The 12,656-nt window shown below is 41.4% G+C and carries 13 protein-coding genes; 9 read left to right on the top strand and 4 right to left on the bottom strand.

What is annotated here, in order from left to right:
- Positions 1-741, top strand: coding sequence for an SAM-dependent methyltransferase (locus J0X14_RS09295; RefSeq protein ID WP_242527966.1), 741 nt, complete (start codon positions 1-3; stop codon positions 739-741).
- Between the two features lie 48 nt (positions 742-789).
- Here the strand turns inward: J0X14_RS09295 and J0X14_RS09290 are convergent, their stop codons facing one another.
- From J0X14_RS09290 to dapF, 4 genes are all read right to left on the bottom strand, one after another.
- A complete protein-coding gene (locus J0X14_RS09290; protein ID WP_207097470.1) occupies positions 790-1,434 on the bottom strand; it encodes a hypothetical protein in 645 nt (214 codons plus the stop codon).
- 160 nt (positions 1,435-1,594) lie between these two features.
- On the bottom strand, positions 1,595-2,638 hold the full coding sequence (gene mltG, locus J0X14_RS09285; RefSeq protein WP_207097469.1) for an endolytic transglycosylase MltG: 1,044 nt from the start codon (positions 2,636-2,638) through the stop codon (positions 1,595-1,597).
- The gene (locus J0X14_RS09280; protein ID WP_207097468.1) at positions 2,628-3,161 is read right to left on the bottom strand and encodes a GNAT family N-acetyltransferase; all 534 of its coding nucleotides are present in this window, start codon (positions 3,159-3,161) and stop codon (positions 2,628-2,630) included. Before J0X14_RS09280 ends, mltG begins: the two co-directional genes overlap by 11 nt.
- Positions 3,155-3,931 (bottom strand): diaminopimelate epimerase, encoded by a 777-nt coding sequence (gene dapF, locus J0X14_RS09275; protein WP_207097467.1) that lies wholly within the window; start codon positions 3,929-3,931, stop codon positions 3,155-3,157. The genes J0X14_RS09280 and dapF overlap by 7 nt, the downstream gene beginning before the upstream one ends.
- A 133-nt stretch (positions 3,932-4,064) precedes the next feature.
- On the opposite strand from dapF, the gene J0X14_RS09270 reads away from it, so the two are divergent.
- From J0X14_RS09270 to J0X14_RS09235, 8 genes are all read left to right on the top strand, one after another.
- The gene (locus J0X14_RS09270; RefSeq protein ID WP_207097466.1) at positions 4,065-5,453 is read left to right on the top strand and encodes a S1C family serine protease; all 1,389 of its coding nucleotides are present in this window, start codon (positions 4,065-4,067) and stop codon (positions 5,451-5,453) included.
- Between the two features lie 132 nt (positions 5,454-5,585).
- A complete protein-coding gene (locus tag J0X14_RS09265) occupies positions 5,586-7,034 on the top strand; it encodes a glyceraldehyde-3-phosphate dehydrogenase (RefSeq protein WP_207097465.1) in 1,449 nt (482 codons plus the stop codon).
- Positions 7,035-7,151: 117 nt separating this feature from the next.
- Complete coding sequence (locus J0X14_RS09260) at positions 7,152-7,757, top strand: tRNA (guanine-N1)-methyltransferase (RefSeq protein WP_207097464.1); 606 nt, start codon at positions 7,152-7,154, stop codon at positions 7,755-7,757.
- 41 nt (positions 7,758-7,798) lie between these two features.
- On the top strand, positions 7,799-8,245 hold the full coding sequence (locus tag J0X14_RS09255; RefSeq protein WP_207097463.1) for a GNAT family N-acetyltransferase: 447 nt from the start codon (positions 7,799-7,801) through the stop codon (positions 8,243-8,245).
- A 19-nt stretch (positions 8,246-8,264) separates the two neighbouring features.
- Positions 8,265-8,939: a tRNA (guanosine(37)-N1)-methyltransferase TrmD gene (trmD, locus tag J0X14_RS09250; protein ID WP_207097462.1), complete on the top strand. Its 675-nt coding sequence runs from the start codon at positions 8,265-8,267 to the stop codon at positions 8,937-8,939.
- Between the two features lie 5 nt (positions 8,940-8,944).
- Positions 8,945-9,253, top strand: a complete 309-nt coding sequence (locus tag J0X14_RS09245; RefSeq protein ID WP_207097461.1) for a hypothetical protein — start codon at positions 8,945-8,947, stop codon at positions 9,251-9,253.
- A 136-nt stretch (positions 9,254-9,389) separates the two neighbouring features.
- Complete coding sequence (rplS, locus tag J0X14_RS09240) at positions 9,390-9,740, top strand: 50S ribosomal protein L19 (protein WP_207097460.1); 351 nt, start codon at positions 9,390-9,392, stop codon at positions 9,738-9,740.
- A 638-nt stretch (positions 9,741-10,378) separates the two neighbouring features.
- On the top strand, positions 10,379-12,601 hold the full coding sequence (locus J0X14_RS09235) for an NADP-dependent isocitrate dehydrogenase (protein WP_207097459.1): 2,223 nt from the start codon (positions 10,379-10,381) through the stop codon (positions 12,599-12,601).
- Positions 12,602-12,656: the final 55 nt, after the last annotated feature.

Below are 12,656 nucleotides of genomic sequence, written 5' to 3'. Positions count from 1 at the left end.
ATGGAAGAAATGCAGGAACCGTCGAAACCTGGACTGGTAGTGGGGAAATTGTACTTGATTCCCACGACTTTGGGAGACAATGCCCCCTTGGAGGTTTTACCGATTTCCCTTAAGGGAACCATTGAGAAAATTGACCATTATATTGTGGAAAATGAAAAGACGGCGCGGCGTTTCATCAAAAAAGTGAGTCCAAGCAAGCCGCAGCCCAGCTTACATATCCAAAGCCTAAACAAATACACCAAACCCGAAGTCATTCCCTCTTTTTTAGACCCTTGCATTCATGGGTATGATATTGGGGTGCTGTCCGAGGCGGGTTGCCCCGGCATTGCAGACCCAGGTGCCTCGGTGGTGCGGGTAGCCCATGAAAAAAGAATCCAAGTAGTTCCTTTGGTTGGCCCTTCCTCTATTTTAATGGCGATGATGTCCAGTGGAATGAACGGTCAAAATTTTGCGTTCAATGGGTATTTGCCCATAGACAATAAAGAGCGTAAGGCCATGATAAAAAATCTGGAGCATCTTTCGCGGGAAAAGGGACAATCCCAAATTTTTATGGAAACCCCGTATAGAAACAATAAATTGTTGGAAGAACTGATTAAGATATTGCATAAAACCACCCGATTGTGCATTGCTTGTGACATTACCCTTCCTACAGAGTTCATTCAGACCAAGAGTGCCCATGAGTGGAGTGAAATCCATATTGATTTGGACAAAAGGCCCACTATCTATATCATTCAGGCATAAAAAAACCCAGAATAGAATTCTGGGTTATCGCTAATTGTTACCTTGCCACTATATTTTTGGATTCTTCCGTTGTTGAATCTTGGAAGTATCATATCCCGCAAATTTTTTCATGTAGTATGAGATGCTACTTCCGTATGCATCCGCCACATCATCCTGACCGTAGGAACGTAAATACTTCTTTACATTTCCAGCTCCTGCCAAATGTGCTGCTGCCAAAATACCCGATTCGGTAATCTCAATACCCCCGATGCGCTTTCCGGTAAAACGTTTGATGTCCCTTCGCAAAATCCATTTGTTACGGGCCACATTTATATCAAAAGCTTGTTCTTGAAGTATAGGGTCATTCAAAAAAGAATCTATATCGTGTACCCCCATCAAACTTAGGGTACTTCCCCCAAACTGATATTTTCCCAAATACCCCAATGTATTTACCACATGATATTTTCCTTGGGATTCTTTAAAGGCCAATGCATCTTTAAAGCCATTATAAGCTTTTCCCAAAAAGGGAGGGTTGATTACTTTTCCCCCAGAAAATGCAATGGAATCCTTGGGAGCAGGTATTTCAATGTCCGTTGTCACCCTCAATGAATCTGGAATTTCCACATTCACTTTTTTCATTACGGTGTACGTACCAAAACTTGTTAAAACTACAATCATGGCAAGATGTAGTACAAAACCTATCCATCTTTTCATAATGTTCATATTTGTGATCTCGATACTATATACGTATCAAAAATCAATTTGGCCGGCAAATATAGGGGGAGTCATTGTAACGGTACCCGTAAAGCTCCTAAGATTTTCTTAAAAGAGGCCCAAAATCCGTTAAAGCGTTGAAAATTAACGGCAAAAAGCATTATCTGAGCACTTTTTGCGCATTGAGCCATTGGATATACTGCGCTTTATTTCGGTTGTGCTGCGCCAAGGTCTTGGCAAACATGTGGTAGCCATAGTTGGAGACATTCGCAACAAAATAGAGGTAATCGTGTTTTTCGGGGTTCAAAACTGCCTCTATGGATGAAATATCCGGCATGGTGATGGGCCCTGGTGGAACACCTGCATATTTATAGGTGTTGTAGGGCGAATCCATCTCCAAATCACGGTACAAAACCCGTTTAATGATGGTATCGTAATTGCCTGTTTGCTTTTTGATGGCGAAAATTACCGTGGGGTCTGCCTGCAACAAAATCCCCTTTCGTATTCTATTAAGGTACACTCCAGCCACACGGGGACGTTCATCTACCTTTGCGGTTTCTTTTTGTACCACAGCGGCCAAAGCTATCACTTGAGCAGGGGTCAAATTCAAATCTTTTGCTTTTTGCACCCGCTCCTCGTTCCAATATCTTTCATATTCTTGCAACATACGATCCCTAAAAGATTCTGCATCGGTATTCCAGAAGAATTCATAGGTATTAGGCAAATACATGCCCAATTTCGTGTCCTCATCAAAATTGGTTTCGTTCAAAAACCCAGGATCATTGAAAGCTTGAAGCAACGATAGACTATCGGCTTCTATCTGTTCTGATATACGGCCCGCCAATAATGCCAACGATTCTTGATTATTAAAAGATACGTTCACCGGTAGGTTTGCACTACGTAGGGTATTGATAATCTCATTGTTGTTCATCCCTTTTTTAAGCGCATATTTTCCCGCCTTTATGTTGGTGATATATCCCTTCCGTTGGGCCACGGCTTCAAAAGTGGATAAATCTTTCAACAAAGGCTCCAAGTATTCTTTCACCTCAGAAAAAGTGGCATCGGATGCGATAAAGACATATGCCTCCTCATTATTAAACTGAGTGTTGGGGCTGAAAATGGCGCTGTAAATTTGATAGGCAATGAACCCACAGATCAAAAGCCCCAAAATAGCGGTTGCCCAAAGTACTTTTCTAAGATTCATTTGCATTTATCTTTTGAAACATGATTTCATTCTTGAATCCTTTGCTGGTCCGAATCCATTCTTTCTTCACCCCAATTTTTTCAAAGCCCATTTTTTCAAACAAATGGATACTGGCCTTATTTTCTTCCAGAATATTGGCGAAGAGTTGATGTAGATTCAAAGTAGAGAACGCATAATTGCATAAAAGTTGCATGGCCTCTGCCCCCACTCCTTTATTTCGATTCTCAGAATTGGCAATGACAATGCCCATTCCAGCCCTTCCGTGTTTGGGGTCAAAATCGAATAAATCAATCAAGCCGATACAAGTATCGTCTGAATTGCAAATGCACAAACGCAATTGTTTTACCTCATAGATATCCCGATGCGCATTCTCCAAATACAGTTTAAGTACCTTTTTGGAATAGGGTTTTAGGGTGCCACTGATCTCCCAAATGGACGTATCGTTTTCCAATTGGTAAAGAAATTCCAAGTCAGTGGGCTCCAAGGCCCTTAGATACACCTGTTTTCCTTTTAGGTTCAACATGCTATCTCTCCTTTATAGACCTGAATGGCTGGTCCTTTTAAATAAATATTGGTGTAATGCCCATTGTTTTGTTCAAAACTGATGGACAAATCCCCTCCAGGGGTGCTGATTTTTACGGTATTGGATTGGGTTTTTCCAGATTTATGCATGGCTATGGCCACCGCCGTAACTCCGGTCCCGCAAGAATACGTCTCATCCTCTACACCTCTTTCATAGGTACGCACTTGAAACGTATCTACATTCTGTTGCTCTACAAAGTTAATGTTACTTCCCGCTTTTCCGTACAGCCCATAGCGCAATTTTGCACCTTCCCTGTGAACGTCAAACTTTTGCAATCCTTCAACCAATTGCACATGGTGTGGAGACCCTGTATCCAAAAAAGTATAGGCTGCTTTTTCGCGGATTTCATCCACATCCACCATCTTCAAGTTGACCAAATCGCCATCAATCGTGGCTTCATGCAATCCATCCACAGCATTAAAAGTGGTTTTATTTTCTATCAACCTCAAGTAATGCGCAAAGGCCACCAAACATCTACCCCCGTTGCCACACATGGAGCTTTCGCCTCCATCCGCATTGTAGTAGACCATCTTAAAATCGGAAGTTTTGTCATTCTCCAACAAAATCAAACCATCCGCGCCTATTCCAAATCGTCTGTCGCATAATTGCGCCACAAGTTTGGTGTTGTTTTTGGGAAATATATCTTGGCGATTGTCGATGATGACAAAATCGTTCCCTGTTCCTTGATATTTAAAAAACTGCAATTTCATAATCCCTACAAAGGAACAAAAATAGCATATTCTTTAAGGAAATTTTTGCAGTTAAAAGGGAGTTAAACCGACAAAGTGAAAAAATGAATTCCTTTAATTTTGTTGAACCGAAATGTTAAAAATATACAGAATTATGAAGAAAATAGCCAGTTTGCTCCTAGTCTCCGTATTTGCAGGCGCAATTACACTGGGGTCCTACAAATTATTTTTTGAAAAAGACAACTATAAAGTGGTGACCTTTGAACAGGAAAGTCCATTCCTGACCACAAGTAATCTGCCTACCTCTGCCAGAGGTGCAGGCATCAACGAGGTTGATTTTACCCTAGCCGCCGAAAAAACGGTAAATTCAGTGGTCCACGTAAAAAACCTCACCATCAGCAAAGGCTCAAGCAGCCTTTCCGATTTTTTCTACGGATTTGAACGCCAGCAAACCCCTCAAGTGGGCTCTGGGTCTGGAGTAATCATCTCCCCTGACGGTTATATTGTGACCAATAACCACGTAATTGTCAACTCGAGTCAATTACAGGTTACCTTAAATAATAACAAAACCTACGATGCTGAGGTCATCGGAGCGGATTCCGAATCCGATATCGCTTTGTTGAAAATTGATGCTGAAGATGCCCTTCCGTACTTGGCTTTCGGAGATTCAGACCATGCCAAAATCGGGGAATGGGTACTGGCCGTTGGAAACCCGTTTAACCTAACCTCAACCGTTACAGCAGGAATTGTGAGTGCCAAGGCACGATCTTTGGGTAGAAGTCAATCCTTTATTCAGACTGATGCCGCCGTAAATCCAGGCAATAGCGGCGGAGCCTTGGTCAATACCAATGGAGACTTGATTGGAATCAATACTGCAATAACTTCTCAAACCGGTTCTTATGTGGGGTATGCTTTTGCCGTACCCAGCAATACTGCTAAAAAAGTGGTAGAGGACATTATGGAATATGGGAATGTTCAAAAAGGACTTTTGGGTATCAGAGGAGGCGACCTTAATCCCGATGTGGCCAACGAGTTGGGCGTTGATGACTTGGAAGGGGTGTATGTATCTGACGTGACCGAGGAATCCGGTGCTGCTGATGCAAATCTGCAGAAAGGCGATATCATTAAGCAAGTGGATAATATTACGGTTCACAAATTTTCCGAATTGTCAGGCTATCTTTCCTCCAAAAGACCTGGCGATGTTGTTAAGGTAATCATAGATAGGGATGGTGAAAACATTACCAAAAATGTGACCCTTAAAAAGCAAAATACAGTTCTTCTGCCCGCTACAGGATTCTTGGTAAAGAACCTTTCCAAAGAGGACAAGAAAAAGTTTGGAGTTTCAAATGGTGTGAAGATTATTGATGTTCCAGAACGCTACAGTCGATATGATTTACGCAACAAGGTCATCATTAAGGTAAATGATACTGATGTGGATAATATTGAAGATGCCGAGAAAGAGTTTGGAAAAGTTTCTCAATACGGCAGAACCAGCTTTACCATGATCAATGAAAATGGTGAAAAAGAGCACATGATTTTCTAATAAAAGTGACAAAAACACACTTAAAAGCACCTGTAAAATGGTGCTTTTTTTGTACCTCATTTCTTTTACGAAAACGTTTGAAAATAGCTAATTTAGCCCCTGCAACAACTAAACAAATTCAAACAAACAACTATGGGAGACATTAAATCCTATGAAAAAGAGCTTGCCTTTCAGGCAGATAGACGAAAGGCAACCACCGAATTCATCAAAATTATCAGTGATCTCTGGTACGACAAAGCCATTGAAGTGGTCCTCTTTAAAAACCAGATTATCGATAAAAATGTCAGCGACATCATCAACCTACACGAATACGCTGGTGAATTTGTGCAAAAGCCCATTTCCATTTTTGATTCCGTTGAAATTTTACGAGCCATAAATGACATCAACCTGCCCCCTGCCAAGTTGGATATTGGCAAACTCACCTATGAATACCATTCAGACGACAACAATCACCTTAACGTAAAGGCCTTTGTTGTGGATAAGCTGAAGGATGCCCAGCAAACCAAGGAAATAAAACCCAAAGACGTAGTGCTTTATGGTTTTGGGCGAATAGGTCGGTTGGTGGCCCGGGAACTCATGGCCAAGACCGGGCGAGGAAGTCAATTGCGACTCCGTGCGGTGGTAGTCAGAGGAGAATTGAACCAAGAAGTCTTGGAAAAACGAGCAGCGCTATTAAAAACGGATTCTGTCCATGGCCAATTTATGGGAACTGTGGATGTGGATGCCAAAAACCAAGCCTTGATCATAAACGGTACCACTGTGAAATTTATCAGCGCCGATAAACCAGAGGACATTGATTATTCCAAATATGGAATCTATAGTGCCTTGGTTATTGACAATACCGGTGCGTTTAGAGATAAAGAAGCACTTTCCAGACATTTGGAATCCAAAGGCGCCAGTAAGGTGTTGCTTACCGCTCCAGGAAAAGAAATTCCCAATATTGTGCACGGTGTCAATCATACTGAATTTGATCCAGATAAGACCAAAATCTATTCTGCCGCTTCATGTACAACAAATGCCATTACTCCTATTCTAAAGGTTATTGAGGATTCCCTCGGTATAAAAAAAGGGCATTTGGAGACTATCCACGCCTACACCAATGACCAAAATTTGGTGGACAACATGCACAAGAAATACAGAAGGGGGCGTGCCGCTGCCTTGAACATGGTGGTAACAGAAACCGGGGCTGGGACAGCCGTGGCCAAGGCTTTGCCCTCACTGAAGGGAAAACTGACCTCCAATGCCATTCGGGTACCTGTACCCAATGGTTCACTCGCCATTCTGCATTTGGAAGTAAAGAACAAGACCTCTAAAGAAAGTATCAATACCATATTAAAGAAATATGCCTTGGAAGGTGATTTAGTGGAACAGATAAAATATTCGCTGAGCAATGAGCTGGTTTCCACAGACATTGTGGGCACCTCTGCTCCATCTATTTATGACAGTAAGGCCACTATTGTTTCGGCAGATGGAAAAAGTGTGGTGCTATATATATGGTATGATAATGAGTATGGTTATTCCCATCAAGTCATCCGATTGGCGAAATATATTGCCAAGGTTAGGCGTTATACGTATTACTAAAGATTTGGGAAAAGCGGGAACACAAGTCCAGTAAATGGGTTTTTCTTTTGATTTTAGGTTTATTGGTGTAATTTCGCCTTACCCTTAATCTAAATTATTTACGAGAATATATTGACTATGAAGCATTTACGAATTTTCATTGCATTAGCCCTACTTGCACCTTTCTTTTCATCCCTTGCACAAGAGGAAAACGACGAAAACCAGGACATGACCATAAAAGGTCAGTTTGAGGACATGGAACGGAAGTCCACCAATTACAGATCTGGAAATGGTGTTCCCTACGAGGTAATACGACTCGCAAGTCTAAACGAAGTAAAGAGCAACATCTTTGATACCATAAATACGGCCTATGAATCCATAAAAGATCTTTCTGCGACCATTACGGCGAACAAAGCTGAAATAGAGGACCTCAATGCCAAATTGCAGGATACCACCAATAAATTGAATACCGTTACCGAAGAAAAGGACAGTATTTCCTTTTTTGGAGCCTTGATCAGTAAAGGAACCTATAACTTTATTTTGTGGTCTATTATTTTTGCGCTTTTGTTGTTCTTGTTGTTCTTTATTTATCGATTTAGGAACAGTAATTTCTTGACCCAACAGGCGAAAACAGCCTTGGCTGATCTAGAACAGGATTATGAACAGCACAGGCGACGGGCTTTAGAACGTGAGCAAAAAATAAGCCGTCAGCTACAGGACGAATTGAACAAGCAGAAAAAATAAGTCAAGGCTTCCGAAAGGGAGCCTTTTAAAATTCAGACTCAATGACCATCAAAAAGGCAACCCTTTCAGACTTAGAGCACATTGTGCCCCTTTTTGATGCGTACCGAGTGTTCTATGGGCAGACTTCGGACCTAAATGCCGCCCAGAATTTTTTAAAGGAGCGGTTTTCACAAAATGAAACGGTAATTTTCATTGCCCTGGAAAATGGAGAGCCCGCAGGATTTACCCAATTATACAAGACCTTTTCATCCGTATCCCTTCAGCCTTCTTATATTCTGAATGACCTATACGTTTCCCCAAAATTTAGGAAGAAAGGTGTCGGGGAGGCATTGTTGAATCAGGCTAAATTGCACTGTCAAGAAATGGATTTTAAGGGGTTGGCTTTGGAAACCGCATTGGACAATCCCGCACAAAAATTATACGAGCGTTTGGATTGGAAAAAAGATACCGACTACATTCACTACTTTTGGAAAAATTCAAAAGCCTAAGCATTTTTCATCAACACCCATGCGGATAGACATCATCACAGTACTGCCCGAACTTTTGACCAGTCCATTTGAGGCTTCTATCTTAAAGCGAGCCATTGAAAAGGATTTGGTTGAAGTGCATCTGCACAACCTTAGGGATTACACCTCAGGTAACTATAAACAGGTGGACGATTACCAATTTGGCGGCGGTGCCGGCATGGTAATGATGATAGAGCCCATTGATAAGTGTATTTCTCAACTGAAGTCTGAAAGGAACTATGACGAAGTCATTTATATGACCCCGGATGGTGAAACCCTCAACCAAGGTATAGCGAATCAAATTTCCCTGAAAGAAAACCTTATTATTTTGTGCGGACACTATAAAGGTGTGGACCAAAGGGTGCGGGATATGCATGTGACCCGTGAGATTTCTATTGGGGATTATGTACTATCTGGAGGCGAATTGGCCGCTGCTGTTTTGTGCGATGCCGTAATCAGATTACTTCCTGGGGTTTTGAATGACGAAACTTCTGCACTTACCGATACCTTTCAAGATAATTTATTGGCGCCGCCCGTATATACCCGCCCTTCGGAATACAAAGGAATGGAAGTTCCAAAAATTTTGTTGAGTGGCGACTTCCCAAAAATTGAAAAATGGCGCGAGGAGCAAGCCTTGGAACGAACCCAAAAACGAAGACCTGACCTTTTAAAATAAATTCAATGGAAAACTACGAAGCGTACTATATGATTGGAGGTGGTTTGACCTCTTTGGCAAAACTTATTGTTGTATTGGCCAGTGGAATCCTACTTGCGAAACAACGGAACTGGGGCACAATACTCATGTTCCTAGGTAGTGTGCTGTCCATTATATTCTCCCTGGGCACTTTACTTTTGACCACGTTCTCTGCACAAACCGGACCTGAATCAATTGTAAAAGCTAATGCCTTGGGTAGTATTTTAAACCCTCTGCCCTACGTTCTCTTTGCCATTGGATTGTTATTATTCGCTGCGAAGCAGGTAAAAAAATAACCTCACAAAGATTAAGGTGTTCAAAAAACAAAAAACACCTTGCTATTTCTAAATATTGCATTACTTTTGCAATCTCAAAATCAACCTCTGACGAGATACGTGAAAGTTGGTCTTGCTAAACATTAAAAATTAAACCATGGAATCCCTAATAAAATTTGTTGAAGACGAATTTGTTCCAAAAAAAGAATTTCCAAAATTTTCATCAGGAGACACCATCACTGTGTACTATGAAATTAAGGAAGGTGAAAAGACCCGTACCCAGTTCTTTAAAGGAGTTGTAATCCAAAGAAGAGGTAGCGGAGCCACAGAAACGTTCACCATTCGTAAAATGTCCGGTACCGTTGGGGTAGAAAGAATCTTCCCAATCAACATGCCCGCATTGCAACGAATTGAAGTAAACAAAAAAGGTAAAGTACGTAGAGCAAGAATCTTCTACTTTAGAGGTCTTACCGGTAAAAAGGCACGAATCAAAGAAGTTAGGGGGTAATTCAACATCCCGAAAGAAAAACAAGAAAGCACCTTTTCCAAGGTGCTTTTTTTATGAACAATTGTTAATAACACCGGTTCATATATTGTTGATTTTTAATCGATTATAAAATTTGTTTTTCTCGTTCTTTAAAGTACTTTAGTAGAAGAAATATGAAAATGATGAAAGTCAAGTCCATGTTTCGGTTTTAGAGTTGACGTTCTTTAAAAACTGAAAATTTCCCTTTGAATTGGTAACACTACTGATCACAAAAGGAATTTCAAATTGGGAAGACGCTTCGGCGGAGTCTCAAGGAGAGTTCGTAAATTTTATGTGCGGATGGGAGAGCAATTTCCCGTTTTGATAAGATTTAGGAAATTATCAGGACACTTTGCAGGATAAAGTTGGGTTGCAAAACCGAATGGATAGTGCAGAGTAAACGTCTAAAGGGCAACAGATGCAATCTTAGGATTGCGGTTTTGTAGCAACACAAAACAAATCTTTTAGTCCTTTATAGAAAGCCATATCAATGTTCGCACATGGATATGGCTTTTGTTTTTTAGAAAATCTTCAAGTATTACCCCTCACTTTTAAAAAATTCATTATTAGTACACCGTCCATAAATCGTATATTTGCACCGCTCAAACAAATACACATAAATGGCCAAAATTTTTTATACGAAAACAGACGAGGCACCCGCCTTAGCAACATTATCCTTCCTACCTATTGTAAAAGCTTATACCGAAACCGCAAACATCACCATCGAAACCAAGGACATTTCCCTGGCCGGTAGAATTGCAGCGGTATTTCCCGAATTTCTCAACAGCGACCAACAGGTCTCCGATGACCTTTCCATTTTGGGCGAATTGGCCAAGACACCTGAAGCCAACATCATTAAATTGCCGAATATCAGTGCTTCCATTCCACAATTAAAAGAAGCTATAGAAGAACTGCAAGAGAAGGGGTATAACCTTCCAGATTATCCAGATGAGCCTAAAAATGATGAAGAAAAAACCATCAAGGCCAAGTATGACAAAATAAAGGGAAGTGCTGTAAATCCAGTACTCCGTGAGGGCAACTCGGACCGAAGGGCTCCAAAGGCCATAAAAAACTACGCCATGAAAAACCCACATACCATGGGTGAATGGTCGTCAGATTCCAAGACCCATGTGGCTACTATGTCCCATGGTGATTTTAGGGCCAATGAAAAATCCCTTACCCTATCCAATGCAGATGAGGTTCGCATTGAATTGGTAGGAGCCGATGGCTCAACCAAAATTTTGAAGGACAAGCTTGCTTTGCAAAAGGGCGAGATTATTGATGCCACGGTTATGAGCAAAAAAGCTTTGGTGGACTTTTTCGCCAAAGAAATTACCGATGCTAGAAAAAATCACCTGTTATTGTCCCTACATTTTAAAGCAACTATGATGAAGGTCTCTGACCCCATCATTTTTGGTCATGCCCTAAAAGTGTATTTTGAGGAACTCTTCAAAACATATGGTGAGACTTTTGAAAAGATTGGTGTTGATCCCAACGATGGTTTAGAGACTTTGTATGATAAACTTGCCAAGCTACCAGAGAATCAACATAAAGAAATTGAAGGCGCCATTCAAAAGACCATTGAAAATGGACCCGATTTGGCCATGGTGAATTCCGAAAAAGGAATTACCAACCTGCATGTGCCCAGTGACATTATCATTGATGCTTCCATGCCCGCCATGATCCGGAATTCAGGGAAAATGTGGGACAAAGATGGAAAACTTCAAGATACCAAAGCCATCATTCCTGATAGTAGTTACTCAGGTATCTACCAAGCAACCATAGATTTCTGCAAGGAACACGGTGCTTTTGATCCCGCCACCATGGGAACTGTTCCCAATGTGGGGCTCATGGCTCAAAAAGCTGAGGAATACGGATCTCATGACAAAACTTTTGAAATTCCTGCAGGTGGAGTCGTTAAAGTTGTAAGTCAATCCACTGGCGATACTTTGCTTGAACACCAAGTGGAGCAAGGTGATATCTGGAGAATGTGCCAGGTTAAAGATGCACCCGTTCAAGATTGGGTAAAATTAGCCGTAGGTCGTGCAAAAGCTACAAATGACCCTGCTGTTTTTTGGTTGGACGAAAGTAGGGCCCACGATGTTGAATTGATCAAAAAAGTAAATCTGTACTTAAAGGATCATGATACAACTGGATTGGACATTAGAATCCTATCCCCTATTGAAGCAACCAAGTTTACGCTTCAGCGACTAAAAGATGGAAAAGATACCATCTCCGTTTCTGGAAACGTGCTCAGGGATTACCTTACTGATCTCTTCCCTATTTTGGAAGTCGGTACCAGTGCCAAAATGCTTTCCATTGTTCCTTTGATGAACGGCGGTGGTCTGTTTGAAACCGGTGCTGGAGGTTCAGCTCCAAAACACGTAGAACAGTTTCTGGAAGAAGGCCACTTGCGATGGGATTCCTTGGGTGAATTTTTGGCTTTAGGGGTTTCCTTGGAATTCTACAGCGAAAAAAATAAGAACAAAAAAGCTTTGATTCTCGCCGATGCATTGGACAAAGCAACCGAGAAATTCTTGGATAACGACAAATCCCCATCCAGAAAAGTAAATGAACTGGACACTAGGGGCAGTCATTTCTATTTGGCGCTCTATTGGGCCGAACAATTGGCCACCCAAAATGAGGATGAGGAATTGAAAGCCACTTTTGGTAAAGTGTACGAAGCGCTTTCTGCCAATGAAGCCAAGATAGCTCAAGAACTGATTGATTCCCAAGGATTTCCAATGGATATTGGCGGGTATTATTTACCAAATGTGGAGATGGCCTCCAAGGCCATGCGCCCCAGCGCAACGCTTAATTCTATTTTGGATTCCATAGGATAAAAAACAAAAGCACCGGCCTATTTTTATTTTTCCAGCTACACATTTAATGTGTATT

Origin of the sequence: Allomuricauda sp. CAU 1633 (genome assembly GCF_017313225.1) — a bacterium.
In the GTDB taxonomy this organism is placed as follows: Bacteria; Bacteroidota; Bacteroidia; order Flavobacteriales; family Flavobacteriaceae; genus Flagellimonas.
This window is presented reverse-complemented; position numbering and strand designations above follow the sequence as displayed.